Genomic DNA, 15831 nt, shown 5'->3' with positions numbered 1-15831 from the left:
ATTCCGGGTTCGCGCTTCGCACGGCCCGGAATGACAGCTAAGCCGCAAGCCCCTTCATCGGCCTTGCGCTTGCGCTGTCCGGAAACACCGTCTCCGCCAGCACACGATCCGACAGGCCGAACTGGTCCTGCAGCACGCCCTTGATCACGGAGCGCAGATCCGTCGTTGGCTTGAGGTCGCGGCTCTCATACAGGTTCGCGAGCTTGAGGCCCGGCCAGTCCGAGATGACGCGGCCGCCTTTCACGGCGCCGCCGGCGAGCAGCGCGATCGTGCCGGTGCCGTGATCGGTGCCGTCGGTGCCGTTGATGCGCGCGGTGCGGCCGAACTCGGTGGCAACGACCACGATGGTGTCGCGCCAGCGATTGCCCAAGCAGCTTTCGAATTCGGCGAGCGCGCCGTCGAGCCCACCGAGCAGGAAGGCGAGACGCCCCACCGGGCCGCCTTCATTGGCATGCGTGTCCCAACCGTCGAAGGCGAGTGCGGCGATGCGCGGGCCGTCATCGGCCGCCATCAGTTTGGCGGCGCCGCGCGCCACTTGGCGCATCTGTGCGACGGCGTTGCCGCGCGTCGCTTTCATGTCGTCGCCGCTCGCGACCTTGTCGAGCTGAAGGCCTTGCGACAGCGCCGAGGCCAGAACGGGATCGCGGTGGCGATAGAGCTCGACGAGCCGCATCGCGGTGTCGTCGTCGGCCTGCGGCAGCGCCACCGACGCCCAGCCGACGGTCGGCGCGTTGCCGCGCAGCACCAGCGGCGTGGTCGGCCCGACCGCGAGGCCGCTCGACACGCGCTCGCCGCGCGGCAGCGCCTCCAGCGCGCGGTTGAGCCAGCCGGACTGCACCCGGCCGGGGCCGGCATAGCCGCTTTCGAGCACGTCCTGACCGTCGAAATGCGAGCGGTCGCGATAGGGCGTCGCCACCGCATGAATCACCGCGGCATGCCGATCCCTATACATGCGCGCGAACTCCGGCATCGCCGGATGCAAGGCGAAGAACGAGTCGAGCATGATCGCGGGATGGGCTCCATCGGCCGTGAGCGCGATCGATCCGTGCAGGCCGGCATAATCGGGATCGCCGATCGGCGCGACGGTCGAGAGCCCGTCCAGCGCGCCGCGCAGGATCACCACGATCAATCGCGGATCGCGCCCGTCGGCCGCGCGGGCGAATTTCGGCAGGTAAGCCCAGGCTGCAAAGGAGGCGCTGCCGAGCAGCAGGCCACGGCGCGTGGTGAGGAGCCGGTTCTCGAGGCAATCGGTCATCATCATCTCCTCTGCATTTCCGGCGACATCAAGAGCAGCGCCAGCGCCTGCTGCCGCGACTCCGCACGCTCGATGGTGCGGCGCGTTTCGGTCGAGGCCGCGTCCGCCGCTGCGAACTCCAGCAGGTCGAGCGGATCGATGTTGTTGCCGAGCCGCGCGCCGATCCGCGCGGCGATGTCGAGCCTGAGCTTCATGCCTTCGGGCGCAGCCCAGGCGGCGCTGGTATCGGGGAAACCGTTGGGTCCTGCCGGCGACCACAGCGGCTGGCCGAGCAGGTTGAGACCGTTGAGATACACCCCGGGATCCTCGGGCACGCGCGCCAGCAGCCGGCCGCTCGCGACCAGGAAATCGTAAGGGCTGCGCATCTTGGTCAGCGGCGCTTTCCAGGCCTCATCGGAATCGACCAGCGCCGTCGCGAGCGCCTTGAGATCGCCGTCGGTCTTGACGAAGACATCGCGCAGCCGCGCGACGAGCACCGGCGGCGGATCGTCGGCGACGAAGTGCCGAGCGAATTTGGTGGCGATGAAGTTCGCGGTCGACGGATGTCGCGCGAGGTCGGCGAGCGCGGCTTCGCCCTGTGCGAGCCCGGCGGCGTCGTAGGTCTTGCCGAGCAGGACTTGCGGCCCGGGCTGATGCGCGTTGACGTTGAAGACGAAGGAGCCGGGTGCCCCCAACTGCCCCTGCCGTCCGGCAAAGGTCCAGCCGGTGATGATGCGCGCGAGCGAGGTGACGTCGCCCTGCGTGTAGCCGCCGCCGACGCCGAGCGTATGCAGCTCCATGATCTCGCGCGCGAGATTTTCATTCAGCCCGCGCTTGCGGTTTTGGCCCGCGCGCGAGTCCGGTCCGAGCGATTGCTGGTTGTCGAGGAAGAACAGCATGGCCGGATGCTGCTCGACCGCCCTCAGCATGTCGGCGAAGCGCCCGAGCACATGCGGCCTGATCGCCTCGCGCTCGAAGGAACCGGCCCAGATCCGCGCCAGCTCGCCCTTGCCGGCGGAGATGCAGAAATGGTTGGACCAGAACACGACGAGACGCTCGGTGAAGCCGCAATCGACGAGCGTCGCGCGCTGCAGGCGTGCCAGCGCCTCGGCGCGAAAGATCTTTTGAATCACGTTGAGCGGCTGCGGTGCCGGCTTTGCCGCAGGCGGCGTGGCCGCGTTGGGCTGCATGGTCTCGGACTTGGCGGTGTTCTCGGTCGGCTTCGCCTCCGCCATCTGCCCGGTGATCTCCGCCGCAGCGTTCAGCGAGAGATTGCGGCGCAGCCCCGGCGTCTGATCGGCAGGCGCTTGTGCCGGCGTTTCGGCGGGCCCCCCGGCTTTGGCAGTTTCCTTGGCGGCCTCGCGCGCCTGTTTGACCTGGTCCTGATAGGCGAACACGGCCTGACCGAGTTGCGGCGTCGATTGCAGTCCGGGCGCTTCCAGCAGCACGCCATTGGGACGCGCAAGCTCGGCCTTCACGAAGCCGCGCGGGTCGGATGCTGCGTTGATGAGATCGCCCGATGCGCCGCCGCGGGCGCCGAAGCCGAAGCGGTTGAGTGCGATGAGGGCGGCTTGCGAATCGCGAGCCATCGATCTGTCCTTCGCGCGTTGGGAGCCGCTTTCCTGATACGTTCGCGGCGCCTGAAGCGCGATGGGATCAGGATGAATCACCATCGCGCTCCAGGTTATTGTTCGAGCATGATCCTTTCGGAAAACCGCTCCACACTTTTCCGGATCATGCTCTAATATACCGGAGCGACAGATGAACCCGACATGAAAAATGACGGCGAAGCTTCGACGTAAATCATGACAAATCCGAAAGAACCCGCATTGCAGGAACCACGGCGCCTCGCCTGCTCCCGCTGCGGCAGCGAGTTCGGCTGCGATCTCTCGGGCAACTGCTGGTGCGCGGAGGAAACCGCGCGACTGCCGATGCCGGTCGAGGGCGAGGACTGCCTGTGCCGGGAGTGTCTGCGCAGGGCGGCGGAGGCGCCTAGCCCGGACGGAGCGCAAGCGTAATCCGGAAACGTTCTGCAGGCACAATCCCCGGATTTCGCTGCCATCCGGCTACGAAACCTGCACCTGATGTCCGGGCGATTTGCGCGCCATGCCATCGAACGCATCCAGCAGCTTTTCACGCCAGGCGTAGACTGGATCATCCGCCTCCAGCAGCTTGAACGGGCTGACCACGCGTGCCCATTGGAATCCGCCGAACACGATGTAGTCGGCATAGTTCGGCGCGTTGCCGCCGATGAAGGGCTGCGTCTTGAATGTCTGCCGCATCACCTCCAGAGATTTGCGGAACGCGACCACGCCGGCATCGCGGCTCGCCATGATCTCCTCGAGGGTCTTGCCGCCGAAGCGCGCCTCGCGCGACTTGCGGAAATAGGCGGCGTCGACGTCGGCAAGGTTCGCCGGGATGTCGGCGATAATCAGCGGAAAGATGCCGCCGACGATGGCGATGTCGCCCCATGCGTTGATCATGCGCGCCATCGCGCGGCCGCCCTCGCCGCCGAACAGCGACGGGCGATCCGGGAAATTGTCTTCGAGATAGGTCGCGATGGTCCAGGAATCGACCACTGGCTTGTCGTCGTGCAACAGCACCGGGACCTTCTCGGAGCCGTGCGGGGCAAGCGCGCTCTTCTCGGTGAAGCGCCAGGGCAGTGATTCCGCCGATAGACCCTTGTGCGCCAGCGCCATCCGCGTGCGCCAGCAATACGGGCTGAACGGGCGCGCGGGGTCGGTGCCGACGAGTTCGAACAATTTGAGCGACATGCAAGGTGTCTCCACACGCTCCGTCATTGCGAGGAGCTGTTGCGACGAAGACTGCCGCCGCGAAAGACATTCTGGATTGCTTCGCTTGCGCTCGCAATGACGATGTGGTGAGAGATGTCCACGCCAAATTCTGTTGTCATGCCCCGGCTTCTCCGGGGCATCCAGTACGCCGCGGCAGTCGTGAGATGCACTGCCGCCGGTGTCTACCGGATCATCCGCCTTCGCGGATGATGACAGCGAGACATCGAGAAAGCGAGCGCTTCACCGCCCGTTGGTGCGCAGCAGTTTCTCGCCGTCCTTGGTGACCGCGATGACCAGCCCGAGGCCGGCAACCGTCTCGCGGGCGACGTAGCCGCGGTCGGCGGCGTCCTCCCAGATCGTGAGGCGCGGGCAAGAGGTCTTCCAGGTCGCGATCACCTCGGCATAGGCGCGCGGCTCGCGCGCCACCCATTCGACGAAGTCCAGCACCAGCGGATCGACGGTCTCGCTCATTGCAAACCTCCCCTGTCGAAGGCGGCCAGCACCGGCGCACGAAGCAACAGCCAGCCGCCATGGGCGATGTAGTAGCAGGCGATGGTGGTGATCAGCTTGTTGGACCAGGCGATGAATTGCTGGTCGGTCATGGCTTCGAGGATGCGCCGTGCCAGCGTGGTGCCGAGCATCGAGGCGAGAATCGCGACCCCGGCGAGCACGGGATCGAGGCTCGCGGCCTGATCGATGATGCCGCCGAAATAGACCAGCTTGGTGAAATGGCTGACGAGCTGGCACATCGCCTTGGTCGCGACCTTCTCGCGCCGGCCGAAATCGCCGCCGAGGAAGAAGGTGTCGAGCAGCGGGCCGGAGACGCCGGTCATCAACATCAAGCCCATGCAGATCGTGCCATAGACCGTGCCCTGCCAGAGACGGTCGGGATCCGGCTTGATGTTCGCGGGAAGCAGCCGCGCCATGAACGGCGTGGCGCCGAGCATCAGCAGCGCGGTCGGCTTGTCCGGCACGTAGCGGGTGAGCGACCAAGCCGTGAGCGCGACCGCGGCGCCGACCATATAATTCGCGACCGGCCGCCAGCGGATATGCGCCCGCCACAGGAACGCGCGCCAGCCGTTCGAGGCCATCTGCGTGATCGCGTGCAGTACCATCGCTGTCGGCAGCGGCATCAAGGCCAAGAGCACGCCGATCAGGATCAGCCCGCCCGCCATGCCGAACAGCCCCGACAGGAACGCGGTGGCGACCATCAGCAATCCGAGGGCAGCGATCATGATGGGCGCCACGAAGGGTATCTCCTGCCGGTGGGTTGGGGACGCAAGTTGCCAATTCCCCCTTGCCCCGCTTGGGGGAAGGCGAAGGAGAACGTGCCTCGCTTGCTCCTCTCGCGCAAACTGAGTTATCTTGGCCTGGCATCAGCTTTCCTGAGGGCGGATCATTTGCGGCGGCTGCTGTTTCTCAACGGCATCAAGGCGTTCGAGGCGGCGGCGCGGACCGGCAGCTTTGCTGCGGCCGGGCTGGAGCTGAGCGTGTCGGCGGCCGCCGTCAGCCGCATGGTGCATCTGCTCGAAGAGCGACTAGGCGTCGCGCTGTTCGAGCGCAAGGCCAACCGCCTGGTGCTGACGCAGGCCGGCCGCGCCTATCAGGGCGGACTGACCCCGATCTTCGATGCGCTGGCAAGCCTCACCGCGCAGGTGACGGCGCCTGCCAGCGTGCGCGTGCTCACCATCGGCGTCGGCCACACCTTCGCGATGCGCTGGCTGATCCCGCGCCTGTCGGAGTTCCGCAGCGAGGAGCCCGACATCGAGGTGCGCTTCACCACCGGCGGCGCCGCGGTGCCGTTCGGCGAGGACTGGAGCTGCGGCATCAAGCTCGGCACCGGCGACTGGCCCGGTCTCGTCGCGGAGCCGCTGTTCGCCGGCGATCTCACCCCCGTCTGCGTGCCCCGCCTCGCGGGCGGCCTGAAGCGTCCGGCCGATTTGAAGGGACCGAGCCTGATCCGCGTCGCGCACTCAGCCGAGGACTGGCCGATCTGGCTGAAGGCCGCAGGCGCTGCGCGGATCAATGCGCGCGGGCCCGAGTTCCAGTTCTACGGCCAGGCGTTGCAGGCCGCCGCCGACGGGCTCGGCATCGCCATGGGCATCCGCCCCTATATCGACGACGACCTCGCCGCCGGCCGGCTGGTGGCGCCGTTCGACCTCTCCGTCCCTAAGGGCATGCGCTGGTACCTGCTCTATCGCAGCTTTCAGACCGAGCAGCGCGACTTTGCCGCGTTCCGCCGCTGGATCATGCGAGCGGCGTCGGAACCCGCCGCCCGCCCGCGGCGGATTGGCCGCGCCGCGGCGCGGAGTTGAGGCCCCCCCGGGCAAAAAAGCCGACTGCTTGTGAACGGCTTCACATTCTGAAATCCGCAAACATGGTCCCCTGATCCTCCGAAAAGAAACGTGGGACCTACACTCATGACGACCCTTTACGACGGCTTTGACATCGAATCCTTCGAAGCTGGCAAGGGGCTGTGGCACGCGCGGATCCGGCGTGCCGATTTCAGCCCGGTGGCCATCGACGGCGTGCTGTTTCCTGCCATGGAAGTCGGCTTCGCCTGGCCCGATCGCGATGCCGCGATTGCCGATGCCAAGCACCACATCGATCGCTTCCGCCGGCGGGCCGACGGCGACGACGAATAGACGACGGGTCCGCGGGCGGACCAGAGACGGGGCGGCGCAAGGGGAAAACCGGTCATGTCCATCATCGAAATCAACGCGGCGCGGCCGCGGATCTACGCCCGCGCGGTGCTGTCCAACTGCCCGGAATGCGACGGCGATCTCGCGGTGCTCCGCGTGATCGGCGGTCGTGCCGGATGCGAGTACTGGACCATGCGCTGCACGGATTGCGGCGGCATTCATCTCGACATCCTCGAGCCTCACATCACGGCCGGGGATGACAATGAGCCGCCGCCGGCGGCATGAACCGCAAGGCTGCTGCCAACCTGCTGTCAGCAGCCTGCATGGCAGCGGGCATTCGCCCTTTATCGCGGTGCGGACTCGTCCCATATTCGCCCCATGGCGAAGAAACCTGCATCCTCCGAAAAATCCGGCAAGTCCCCCAAATCCAGAGCACATCGGCCTGACGTGCAGCCGATCGGGCCGGCGCTGGCCGAGCTGCTCAATCCGGCGATCAATCGCGGCGATGCCGGGCTTGGCTCGGGCACCGGCCTGCAGCCGCCGCCGGACAATTCGCGTGACCGCCGCGCCGGGGGCGAGGCTGCGGCGCATCGCGCGCGGGCATCGACGCCGAAGCAGTTTCCGCAGGATATGGCGCGGCCAACATCCCTCCCCCACACGGGGGGAGGGAGCGGTGGTTTCGAGGAGGCGCCGCAGGCCAATTACGGCACGGCGGCCACGATCCCGACGCTCGATCCGGAACTGGCGCGTCAGCTCGGCCTGCCGACGGAAGAGGACGATGCCGAGGCGCTGGCGCGTCCGCCGCGCAGCAAGATGGAAGCGCTCGGCGTCAAGGCGACCGCGGATGCGCTGGAGTCGCTGATCCGCGAGGGCCGGCCTGAGTTCCGCAAAGACGACGGCTCCATGAAGGTGTGGACGCCGCACCGGCCGCCACGCCCGGAAAAATCCGAAGGCGGCGTGCGCTTCGAGATCAAATCGTCCTACGAGCCCAAGGGCGACCAGCCGACCGCGATCGCCGAGCTGGTCGAGGGCATCCAGCGCAACGACCGCAGCCAGGTGCTGCTCGGCGTCACCGGCTCGGGCAAGACCTACACCATGGCCAAGGTGATCGAGGCGACGCAGCGCCCGGCCCTGATCCTGGCGCCGAACAAGACGCTGGCGGCCCAGCTCTATGGCGAGTTCAAGAACTTTTTCCCGGACAACGCGGTCGAGTATTTCGTCTCATATTACGACTATTACCAGCCGGAAGCGTATGTCCCGCGCACGGACACGTACATCGAGAAGGATTCGTCCATCAACGAGCAGATCGACCGCATGCGGCACTCGGCGACGCGCGCGCTGCTCGAGCGCGACGACGTCATCATCGTGGCGTCGGTGTCCTGCATCTACGGTATCGGCTCGGTCGAGACCTACACCGCCATGACCTTTGCGCTGAAGAAAGGCGAACGTATCGACCAGCGCCAGCTCATCGCCGACCTCGTCGCGCTCCAGTACAAACGCACCCAGGCCGATTTCACCCGCGGCACCTTTCGCGTGCGCGGCGATGTGATCGATATTTTCCCGGCGCACTATGAAGACCGCGCCTGGCGCGTGAACCTGTTCGGCGACACCATCGAGGCCATCGAGGAATTCGATCCGCTCACCGGCCACAAGCAGGACGAGCTCGAATTCATCAAGATGTACGCCAATTCGCACTATGTGACGCCGCGCCCGACGCTGGTGCAGGCGATCAAGTCGATCAAGTTCGAATTGAAGCAGCGGCTCGATCAGCTGAATAATCAGGGTCGCCTGCTGGAAGCGCAGCGTCTGGAGCAACGCACCACCTTCGACCTCGAGATGATGGAGGCGACTGGAAGCTGCGCCGGCATCGAGAACTATTCGCGCTATCTTACCGGACGCCGGCCCGGCGAGCCGCCACCGACGCTGTTCGAATATGTCCCCGACAACGCGCTGATCTTCGCCGACGAAAGCCACGTCACCATCCCGCAGATCGGCGCCATGTTCCGCGGCGACTTCCGCCGCAAGGCGACGCTGGCCGAATACGGCTTCCGCCTGCCCTCCTGCATGGACAACCGCCCGCTGCGGTTCGAGGAATGGGACATGATGCGGCCGCAGACCATCGCGGTGTCGGCGACCCCGGGCAGCTGGGAGCTGAACGAGAGCGGCGGCGTGTTCGTCGAGCAGGTCATTCGCCCCACAGGCCTGATCGATCCGCCCGTCGACATCCGCCCGGCGCGTACCCAGGTGGACGATCTCGTCGGCGAGGTCCGCGCCACCGCGCAGGCGGGCTACCGCTCGCTGATCACCGTGCTGACCAAGCGCATGGCCGAGGACCTCACCGAATATCTGCACGAGCAGGGCATTCGCGTCCGCTACATGCACTCCGACATCGACACCATCGAGCGCATCGAGATCATCAGGGATCTGCGTCTCGGCGCGTTCGACGCGCTGGTCGGCATCAACCTCTTGCGCGAGGGCCTCGACATTCCCGAATGCGCGCTGGTCGCGATTCTGGATGCCGACAAGGAAGGCTTCTTGCGCAGCGAGACCTCGCTGATCCAGACCATCGGCCGCGCCGCACGCAACGTCGATGGCAAGGTCATCCTCTATGCCGACAGCATGACCGGCTCGATGGAGCGCGCCATCGCCGAGACCAACCGCCGCCGCGAGAAGCAGGTCGAGTACAACAAGGCCAACGGCATCACGCCGGAGAGCGTGAAGAAGCAGATCGGCGACATCCTCAACTCCGTCTACGAGCGCGACCACGTGCTGGTCGAGGTCGGCGGCCACGACATGACCGACGACGTCATCTCGATCGGCCACAATTTCGAGGCCGTGCTCGCCGATCTCGAGACGAGGATGCGCGAGGCCGCCGCCGATCTGAACTTCGAGGAAGCCGCGCGGCTGCGCGACGAGGTCAAGCGCCTGCGCGCCACCGAGCTCGCCGTGGTCGACGACCCCACCGCCAAACAGCGCGCCGTGCAGAGCAGGGCCGGCGCCTATGCCGGCGCGAAGAAGTACGGCGACGCCGCCAACCTCCCCGTCAGCGCCATGAAGAACAAGAGCGCCGCAACCGCGCTGAAGGCCGGCGGCGGCAAGGGCTCCCGCGTGCACAAGCCGCATCTCGACGAAATGCACGGCCCGGAATCCCTGCCCTACCGCGCGAGCCCGAACCTGCCGTCAAAGCCGTTCGGAAGCACCAGCCGGATCATCCAGCCGACGGATTCGCGGCAGTCGGGCCCGGAGTTCGGGCCGGCGCCGAAGTCGACGGGCGGGGCGCCGGGGCGGCGCGGCGGGTGGAAGAAGAGGTAAGCGGCGGATTCCGGGCTCGCCGCTCCGCGGCGCCCCGGAATGACGAGGAGAGATTTGTGCCCCTCACCCCACGCTCGCCGTCACCACCGCCATCACAGACTGCAGCAGCACAATCGTCACGAGCTGAAGCGAGGCGACCGGCTGGGTACGCCATGCCGTGATCTTGTCGGACAGCGACAACTGCGCCTCGAAGAATTTCGGCTCGTAGACGGTCTTGAAGAGGGCGGGGAAGCTCGGCCCGAGCGTGACTGCAAGCATCGCGTGGACGAGCGAGGCGATGGCGACGAAGATGGCGACGCCGGGGTCGCCGACGAGGTCGTGGTAGCCGCAGAGGGCGCGAATTCGTGCAGCCATCCCATATGTCAACCTGCAGTTGCGTGCGATGAACCGGGCATTGCGCTCGCGCGTCAAAATCTCTGCAACTCCCCTGTGATCTTGCGGCGCGTTAGCGTTGCGGAGCGCCACGGGGCCAAACGAGGACGGGCGTGATGACATTGGAGAAGCTGAATCGCCAACGCGTCGTGCATCTGCTCGACGCCTTCGCGCGCGGCGATATCGAGACGGCGCTATCCTGCTGCACCGACGATGTCGACTTCCTCACCCACGCGCCGAGCGACGTGCTGCCGCACATGGCGCCGCGCCACGGCAAGCAAGAGCTGCGCGAGCTCTGGCAGACGGTCTGGTCGCGCTATTCGGAAATCCGCTACAAGGCACCGCACATCCTCGCCGAGGGCGAGGCGGTCGCGACCTACATGCACACCTATTTCAGAAAGCGCAGCAACGATCGCATCGTGCAGTTCGACATGGCGGTGTTCTACACCTTCCGCGGCGGGCTGGTGGCGCAGATCCGCGAGATCATCGATTCCTACGACCTCGTGCAGCAGGTGCTGGAACGGGAGATCGGCCCGCTGATCGTCGGGACGCGGGTGGACTGATCGTTCTCTCTCCCTGGTGCCGGCCGGAGACCGGAAAATTACGGGGTTCTATTGTAAATCTCACAAAACGCGCTCAATTGTGCTTTGCGAAATTGTGAATTGCGTTTTGACCGAAATCGGCTATTTCGTTCGCATACAAATGGGTTGAGCGCCCCAGGGCACGTTTACGGTGCATGGGGTTGGTTTCCGTTTTTTTCCGCAAGCCAGCGTCAGGACTGCCCAAATGACAGAGCACAGCCTCTGGCGTTTCTCGCGCGCATTGCACCGCGCGATCAACGACCGGCACTTCAGGGATATCGAAGCCCTGCTCGACGAGGACGTCGAATGGGCGCTCTACGGCCCGATCGACATGTTTCCGTTTTTCGGCGCGCGGCAGGGCAAGGATGCCGTGCTCGACGTCATCCGCCAGCTCGCCGAAAATTTCCACGTCCGCCGCTTCGACCGCGAGAGCATCATGCTGGGCGCCGATTCCGCCGCCTCGATGCTGCGCTATTCGCTGACGGCCCTGGACTCCAGCAAGCCGATCAGCCTGCGCGTGGCACAGTTCGCCCAGTTCAAGGCGGGCAAGCTCGTCAGCATGCGCGTGCTGATCGACACCTTCGACCTGGTCGAGCAGGCACTCGGCCGCGCCATTCATCTGCCGAAGATGACCAGCGTCGGCTGAAGGGGACGCCAACGGGTCCCGCCTATCGGGACCGATGACCTTGCCTGGCGCGACGTCCTGGCCTCCAGCCCCGCCGGATGCCGTCGCATCAAGAGCTCGTCATCGGGCGCGCACCTTTCGCGCGGCCCGTTGGTTCGCCCCCCAGCGAACCGCCACAATTCCGCAACGATGAATCGGCATTTTCAGCGCGGAATGGCGCATGGTCTTTGCGGACGGCCGATATATAACTATCGCAAAGCATGCGCCGGGGCTCGCGGGCAGGACGATGAAATTCTCGACAGGGTTTGGCTGGACCAGGCTGCCATTGCTGGCGGCCGCATTCATTTTTGGCTCGGCACTGACGGTCTCGGCGCAGATCATTGCGCCGACGCCGGCCGCACCTGACGACGAAGCGGCCGAGGCCGCGGAGGCCCCCGACGTCAACGATCCCGACGTGCTCAAGGGCATCGACGTCGACAAGCTCGACTGGAGCCAGCTCGCGGTCGATGCCGGGACCGGCATCGATCCCCTCGCTGCGAAGAGGCGTGCCGAGGCCGCCGCCAAGGAGGGCCTGGACTGGTCGTCCAACCCCAATGCAAATGGCTCGTCGGCGGTGACCGTGAAACAGTCCGTGTTCTCGTTCTGGGATACGCGGGTCGGCGCCGACATGACGGTGACGAGCGAACCCAAGACGATGTCCGAGCTGCTGGCGCAGAAGGCCACCAATGGCGGCAGCTTGCCGCAATCCTCCGGCAGCGCCTGGGCGGCGGCGACTGCGCCCGGCGCGGGCGCGATCTGGGACAAGACCGCGGTGGAAGCCCGGGTCGATCCCGGCGCCGAGCACAGCAAGATCGGGGCGTCACTGTCCAAATCGATGCCGCTGTCGGGCGACACCTCGCTGACGCTGCAGAACGGCTACAGCGTCAACCAGCAGGGTACCACCGCAGTCCCCGGCATTGGCGGCCACGTCACGCGCAATTACGAGACCGACCAGACCGCCAAGATCACCCTCACCGACACCGGCACCAGCATCACCGCCGGCCAGACGCTGTCGACCACCGACGACAAATGGCTGCGCAAAGTCGGCGCCGAGCAAAAATTGTTCGACAACATCACCGTCTCCGGCTCGGTTGGCGAGACTTCGCAAGGTGCGCTGAACAAGAGCGTGACGGCGGGTTTCAAGAAGAGCTGGTGAGACCAGCGCTCCACGCTCTCCCCTCATCCACCCCTCATCCTGAGGAGCGCTCCGAAGGAGCGCGTCTCGAAGGATCGAGGCCCCGCCGTTAGAGCTGGGCCTTTCATGGTTCGAGACGCGCTTCGCGCTCCTCACCATGAGGAGATGGAGGCTCCCGCCGATTCACACTCCCCTAACCATGCGCCACGGCAAAACCCCCGAATGGTCCTCCCTTGCCGCATCTCGGCCCCTTTGCGGTCAAAATCGGACGCCCTGATGCGGGCTGCCTCACAGACGTCGTCGTGCGGGGGACACTCGCGCTGCGCTCAACGCGAACAGGGGAACAACGATGAACGCCACTCGCCCGGAAAAGATCGAATCCACCGAGACCGAGACGGTCGATACCAACCTCGCCGCCGTGACCGAGGTCGAAGCCGGCATCCGCGATTTCGTCCGCAACGACATCGCCTATCTGCGCCGTCCGGCATCGAGCACCGCCGACGCGCCGCCGCTCGACCCGAGCGCGGAAGCCACCGTCAACAACGTCAATTCGCTGATCCAGCGCGTCGCCGGCACCTCGCTCGCCGAGATCGAGAACTTGATCTCCGAGCTCGAGAGCCTGCGCGACCTGCTGCATGCCGAAGGCCAGCGCGTCCAGCGCGAGATCTCCGGCTACGCCCAGCTCAGCCAGGCCGCGATGAAGTCGACCCGTATGATCGCCGACAACGTCGCGCAGTGGAAGCGCGCCGCCGACGGTCTCCGCAACAGCTGATCATTCGCACGACGCCATTGGCCGCCGCGTTCCCGAAAGGAGAGCGCGGCGGTTTTGATTTGTGGGTATGATGGGTGGACACTCTCATCAACGAAGGTGTCATCGCCGGCTTGACCGGGCGATCCAGTATCCCAGAGGCGGCAGTGATTGAATCGAGAGGCCGCGGCGTATTGGATGCCCCGGTCACGCCGGGACATGACGGCGATGGATGCGGCAGCGCGAGGCATTGAACCCTCAGCCCCTCCCCCGCGACCAATGCCAAGCACCCGTGCAGGCAGCGCCGGACTCAGGGGACATGTCATGGAAAGCATTCGGCCCGACAACACGGACCCGATATCGCTGCGGCCCGCGCCGAATCAGCTCGGCACGATCATGCTGCGCTTTGTCGGATTGCTGGTGGTTGCGATCGCGGTACTGGCGTTCGTCTACAGCCGCTGACACAGGGCCGGGCACGGGCCCGGAAGATCAACGAATTCTTACGGGGCTTCCACGGTCGAGGCTTCCAGCGTGTAGGCGCCATCGGCATAGCCCTTCACCACCATGCCGGCGACCAGCATCACGGCCAGCGTCGCGGTCGCAAAGATGAATCCAACGAATTTAAGTGCGCCGCGGTCAGCCATGGTCCTCGTCCCCTGTCCTCTGCCAATTCGTTTCAAATAGGCAGCGACAGGTTCATAATTAGTTAGCATCTCCCCGGTTCCGCCAAACTGCTTCGCGGTAACCATGTTGCGCAGGCTTATGGCAGCCGCCCGGAATCGCGTCCATAGCGCGAGGGCAACACTCGCGCACTCATTTGCCCGTCCATCTTGGAACTGATCTAGTTCGTCTTTCGCAGCGGCACGAAGGCGCTGGCGGTGATGGAATAGACCTCTTCGCCGCGCTGGTTGGTGCCGGTGGTGCGAGCCGTCAAAATGCCCCAGCCGGGACGCGAGGCGGAGGTGCGCTTGTCGACGACTTCGCTGACGTAAGAGACGGTATCGCCGGCGAGCACCGGCCTGATCCAGCGCAGGTCGCGAAAGCCCGGCGACGGGCCCCACACCGCGACCTCCTCGCCGCGTGCTGCGGCTTCCTGCGCCAGACGCTGGCCGTCGGCGACAACCAGGCTCATGCAGGCCGAGCCGACATGCCAGCCCGAGGCGGCGAGCCCGCCGAACAGCGAGTTCTTGCCTTCCTCCTCGTCGAGGTGAAAGCGCTGCGGATCGAATTTATGGGCGAATGTCTTGATGGACTCCGCCGTGAACGTATAGCTGCCGAGCTCGCGCCGCTGTCCGATCGCGATGTCTTCGAAGAACCGCATCAGACCGCTCCCTCGCGCCGCTTGATCAGGATCGGCGAGGTCATCTCGGCAAGCGCCTGCCCCGCCGCATTGCGCGCGGTGCATTTGAACTTGACGATGCCGAGCTCCGGGCGGCTCTTGGAAGTGCGCGCCTCCACGACATCGACATCGAGCGTGAGATCGTCGCCAGGGCGAAGTGGGGACAGCCAGCGCACCTCATCCACGCCGGGCGAGCCGAGCGAGGCGGCACGGGTGATGAAGCCGTCGGCCATCATCCGCATCATCAGCGAGCAGAGGTGCCAGCCCGAGCCGGACAGGCCGCGCAGCATGCTTCTGGCTGCGGCCTCTTCGTCCATATGCATCGGCTGCGGATCGAACTCGGCGGCAAAGGCCACGATCTCGTCGCGGGTGACATGGCGCGGGCCGAACGTGCCGAACCGGCCGGGCGGGAAGTCTTCGAAGGTCAGGGTCATCTCGGGAAAGCTTTGCGGGAATGACAGATTGTGGCCGCACTTTGCGGCAATCTCAACCCGCCGGCCCGCATGGCTCGTGCTACATAGGCGGTGGCGGCGGTGGTCTTGAGTCGGATCAGCCGAGGGCCAGGATCCATCGACGCGGCCGAATTTGACGTCCCGATTTGCCCTGGGGAGAGCAATGTTTTCATTCAGCGACCTATTCCAATGGGACCGCTTCATCACGCCGACAATCATCAAGACCTTCTATTGGCTGGTGATCGCGCTGATCTGCCTGTTCGGCCTCTCCGGCATCTTCTCAGGCCTCGCTGCGATGGCGATCAGCCCGTTCGGCGGCTTTCTGGTGCTGCTGTCGTCGATCGCGAGCGTCGTGGTCGGCATCGTGTTCTCGCGCATCGTCGCGGAGCTGATCCTGATCGTCTTCCGCATCAACGAGCATCTCGGCGCGATCCGGGATCAGGGCGGCGGGATGCGGTAGCGGCACACATAGGTGCCGTAGGATGGGCAAAGACGCAAAGCGCCGTGCCCACGATCATTCCGCGATATGAGAGAGGTGGTGGGCACGCTTCGCTTTG

At 65.6% G+C, this 15831-nt stretch carries 20 protein-coding genes; 11 read left to right on the top strand and 9 right to left on the bottom strand.

Annotation, left to right across the window (positions count from 1 at the left end; genetic code table 11):
- Positions 1-37 precede the first annotated feature (37 nt).
- Both P6U27_RS05685 and P6U27_RS05680 read right to left on the bottom strand, forming a co-directional pair.
- Complete coding sequence (locus P6U27_RS05685; protein WP_164936750.1) at positions 38-1255, bottom strand: DUF1501 domain-containing protein; 1218 nt, start codon at positions 1253-1255, stop codon at positions 38-40.
- A 2-nt stretch (positions 1256-1257) separates the two neighbouring features.
- Positions 1258-2823 (bottom strand): DUF1800 domain-containing protein, encoded by a 1566-nt coding sequence (locus tag P6U27_RS05680; RefSeq protein ID WP_164936751.1) that lies wholly within the window; start codon positions 2821-2823, stop codon positions 1258-1260.
- A gap of 216 nt (positions 2824-3039) precedes the next feature.
- On the opposite strand from P6U27_RS05680, the gene P6U27_RS05675 reads away from it, so the two are divergent.
- Positions 3040-3252, top strand: coding sequence for a cysteine-rich CWC family protein (locus P6U27_RS05675; protein WP_122401026.1), 213 nt, complete (start codon positions 3040-3042; stop codon positions 3250-3252).
- 48 nt (positions 3253-3300) lie between these two features.
- On the opposite strand, the gene P6U27_RS05670 is transcribed toward P6U27_RS05675, so the two are convergent.
- The 3 genes from P6U27_RS05670 to P6U27_RS05660 all read right to left on the bottom strand — a co-directional run bounded on the left by P6U27_RS05670 (position 3301) and on the right by P6U27_RS05660 (position 5276).
- Entirely contained in the window at positions 3301-4008 is a 708-nt protein-coding gene (locus P6U27_RS05670) for a glutathione S-transferase family protein (protein WP_129142552.1), read from the bottom strand.
- A gap of 261 nt (positions 4009-4269) precedes the next feature.
- The gene (locus P6U27_RS05665) at positions 4270-4500 is read right to left on the bottom strand and encodes a hypothetical protein (protein WP_122401023.1); all 231 of its coding nucleotides are present in this window, start codon (positions 4498-4500) and stop codon (positions 4270-4272) included.
- Positions 4497-5276: a sulfite exporter TauE/SafE family protein gene (locus tag P6U27_RS05660; RefSeq protein ID WP_129142553.1), complete on the bottom strand. Its 780-nt coding sequence runs from the start codon at positions 5274-5276 to the stop codon at positions 4497-4499. The genes P6U27_RS05665 and P6U27_RS05660 overlap by 4 nt, the downstream gene beginning before the upstream one ends.
- 153 nt (positions 5277-5429) lie before the next feature.
- On the opposite strand from P6U27_RS05660, the gene P6U27_RS05655 reads away from it, so the two are divergent.
- The 4 genes from P6U27_RS05655 to uvrB all read left to right on the top strand — a co-directional run bounded on the left by P6U27_RS05655 (position 5430) and on the right by uvrB (position 9983).
- Entirely contained in the window at positions 5430-6344 is a 915-nt protein-coding gene (locus P6U27_RS05655; protein ID WP_129142667.1) for a LysR substrate-binding domain-containing protein, read from the top strand.
- A 105-nt stretch (positions 6345-6449) separates the two neighbouring features.
- On the top strand, positions 6450-6674 hold the full coding sequence (locus tag P6U27_RS05650; protein ID WP_035710417.1) for a hypothetical protein: 225 nt from the start codon (positions 6450-6452) through the stop codon (positions 6672-6674).
- Between the two features lie 54 nt (positions 6675-6728).
- On the top strand, positions 6729-6956 hold the full coding sequence (locus P6U27_RS05645; protein WP_122401020.1) for a hypothetical protein: 228 nt from the start codon (positions 6729-6731) through the stop codon (positions 6954-6956).
- Positions 6957-7049: 93 nt separating this feature from the next.
- A complete protein-coding gene (gene uvrB, locus P6U27_RS05640) occupies positions 7050-9983 on the top strand; it encodes an excinuclease ABC subunit UvrB (protein WP_129142554.1) in 2934 nt (977 codons plus the stop codon).
- Positions 9984-10046: 63 nt separating this feature from the next.
- Here uvrB and P6U27_RS05635 read toward each other — a convergent pair whose 3' ends face one another.
- Entirely contained in the window at positions 10047-10337 is a 291-nt protein-coding gene (locus tag P6U27_RS05635) for a hypothetical protein (RefSeq protein ID WP_245163174.1), read from the bottom strand.
- A gap of 134 nt (positions 10338-10471) precedes the next feature.
- Between P6U27_RS05635 and P6U27_RS05630 the strand changes: the two genes are divergently transcribed.
- The 5 genes from P6U27_RS05630 to P6U27_RS05610 all read left to right on the top strand — a co-directional run bounded on the left by P6U27_RS05630 (position 10472) and on the right by P6U27_RS05610 (position 13945).
- Positions 10472-10918 (top strand): nuclear transport factor 2 family protein, encoded by a 447-nt coding sequence (locus P6U27_RS05630; protein WP_209295934.1) that lies wholly within the window; start codon positions 10472-10474, stop codon positions 10916-10918.
- A 223-nt stretch (positions 10919-11141) separates the two neighbouring features.
- Positions 11142-11582, top strand: coding sequence for a nuclear transport factor 2 family protein (locus P6U27_RS05625; protein WP_407193728.1), 441 nt, complete (start codon positions 11142-11144; stop codon positions 11580-11582).
- Between the two features lie 265 nt (positions 11583-11847).
- Positions 11848-12756: a hypothetical protein gene (locus tag P6U27_RS05620; RefSeq protein WP_209295933.1), complete on the top strand. Its 909-nt coding sequence runs from the start codon at positions 11848-11850 to the stop codon at positions 12754-12756.
- Positions 12757-13084: 328 nt separating this feature from the next.
- Positions 13085-13507 carry a hypothetical protein gene (locus P6U27_RS05615; RefSeq protein ID WP_122401016.1) on the top strand — a complete coding sequence of 141 codons (423 nt, stop codon included), beginning with the start codon at positions 13085-13087 and terminating at the stop codon, positions 13505-13507.
- 300 nt (positions 13508-13807) lie between these two features.
- Complete coding sequence (locus tag P6U27_RS05610; protein ID WP_164936752.1) at positions 13808-13945, top strand: hypothetical protein; 138 nt, start codon at positions 13808-13810, stop codon at positions 13943-13945.
- A gap of 38 nt (positions 13946-13983) precedes the next feature.
- On the opposite strand, the gene P6U27_RS05605 is transcribed toward P6U27_RS05610, so the two are convergent.
- From P6U27_RS05605 to P6U27_RS05595, 3 genes are all read right to left on the bottom strand, one after another.
- The gene (locus P6U27_RS05605; RefSeq protein WP_164936753.1) at positions 13984-14127 is read right to left on the bottom strand and encodes a hypothetical protein; all 144 of its coding nucleotides are present in this window, start codon (positions 14125-14127) and stop codon (positions 13984-13986) included.
- 197 nt (positions 14128-14324) lie between these two features.
- A complete protein-coding gene (locus P6U27_RS05600; protein ID WP_122401015.1) occupies positions 14325-14804 on the bottom strand; it encodes a MaoC family dehydratase in 480 nt (159 codons plus the stop codon).
- Entirely contained in the window at positions 14804-15256 is a 453-nt protein-coding gene (locus P6U27_RS05595) for a MaoC family dehydratase (protein ID WP_122401014.1), read from the bottom strand. Before P6U27_RS05595 ends, P6U27_RS05600 begins: the two co-directional genes overlap by 1 nt.
- Positions 15257-15437: 181 nt before the next feature.
- Here P6U27_RS05595 and P6U27_RS05590 point away from each other — a divergent pair, with 181 nt between their 5' ends.
- Positions 15438-15734, top strand: a complete 297-nt coding sequence (locus P6U27_RS05590) for a DUF4282 domain-containing protein (RefSeq protein ID WP_018648333.1) — start codon at positions 15438-15440, stop codon at positions 15732-15734.
- Positions 15735-15831 lie beyond the last annotated feature (97 nt).

The organism is Bradyrhizobium sp. STM 3566 (genome assembly GCF_045571445.1).
Taxonomy (GTDB): Bacteria; Pseudomonadota; Alphaproteobacteria; order Rhizobiales; family Xanthobacteraceae; genus Bradyrhizobium; species Bradyrhizobium vignae.
The sequence above is the reverse complement of the archived record's forward strand: the minus strand, read 5'-3'. Positions and strand labels throughout refer to the sequence as shown.

Bases quoted from the DNA above. Each gene is read 5' to 3' on its own strand.
- P6U27_RS05600 (WP_122401015.1), bottom strand. From the start codon at position 14,804: ATGCGGTTCTTCGAAGACATCGCGATCGGACAGCGGCGCGAGCTCGGC.
- P6U27_RS05605 (WP_164936753.1), bottom strand. From the start codon at position 14,127: ATGGCTGACCGCGGCGCACTTAAATTCGTTGGATTCATCTTTGCGACC.
- P6U27_RS05685 (WP_164936750.1), bottom strand. From the start codon at position 1,255: ATGACCGATTGCCTCGAGAACCGGCTCCTCACCACGCGCCGTGGCCTG.
- P6U27_RS05590 (WP_018648333.1), top strand. From the start codon at position 15,438: ATGTTTTCATTCAGCGACCTATTCCAATGGGACCGCTTCATCACGCCG.
- P6U27_RS05595 (WP_122401014.1), bottom strand. From the start codon at position 15,256: ATGACCCTGACCTTCGAAGACTTCCCGCCCGGCCGGTTCGGCACGTTC.
- P6U27_RS05650 (WP_035710417.1), top strand. From the start codon at position 6,450: ATGACGACCCTTTACGACGGCTTTGACATCGAATCCTTCGAAGCTGGC.
- P6U27_RS05670 (WP_129142552.1), bottom strand. From the start codon at position 4,008: ATGTCGCTCAAATTGTTCGAACTCGTCGGCACCGACCCCGCGCGCCCG.
- P6U27_RS05635 (WP_245163174.1), bottom strand. From the start codon at position 10,337: ATGGCTGCACGAATTCGCGCCCTCTGCGGCTACCACGACCTCGTCGGC.
- P6U27_RS05630 (WP_209295934.1), top strand. From the start codon at position 10,472: ATGACATTGGAGAAGCTGAATCGCCAACGCGTCGTGCATCTGCTCGAC.
- P6U27_RS05625 (WP_407193728.1), top strand. From the start codon at position 11,142: ATGACAGAGCACAGCCTCTGGCGTTTCTCGCGCGCATTGCACCGCGCG.
- P6U27_RS05610 (WP_164936752.1), top strand. From the start codon at position 13,808: ATGGAAAGCATTCGGCCCGACAACACGGACCCGATATCGCTGCGGCCC.
- P6U27_RS05675 (WP_122401026.1), top strand. From the start codon at position 3,040: ATGACAAATCCGAAAGAACCCGCATTGCAGGAACCACGGCGCCTCGCC.
- P6U27_RS05645 (WP_122401020.1), top strand. From the start codon at position 6,729: ATGTCCATCATCGAAATCAACGCGGCGCGGCCGCGGATCTACGCCCGC.
- P6U27_RS05665 (WP_122401023.1), bottom strand. From the start codon at position 4,500: ATGAGCGAGACCGTCGATCCGCTGGTGCTGGACTTCGTCGAATGGGTG.
- uvrB (WP_129142554.1), top strand. From the start codon at position 7,050: ATGGCGAAGAAACCTGCATCCTCCGAAAAATCCGGCAAGTCCCCCAAA.
- P6U27_RS05680 (WP_164936751.1), bottom strand. From the start codon at position 2,823: ATGGCTCGCGATTCGCAAGCCGCCCTCATCGCACTCAACCGCTTCGGC.
- P6U27_RS05620 (WP_209295933.1), top strand. From the start codon at position 11,848: ATGAAATTCTCGACAGGGTTTGGCTGGACCAGGCTGCCATTGCTGGCG.
- P6U27_RS05615 (WP_122401016.1), top strand. From the start codon at position 13,085: ATGAACGCCACTCGCCCGGAAAAGATCGAATCCACCGAGACCGAGACG.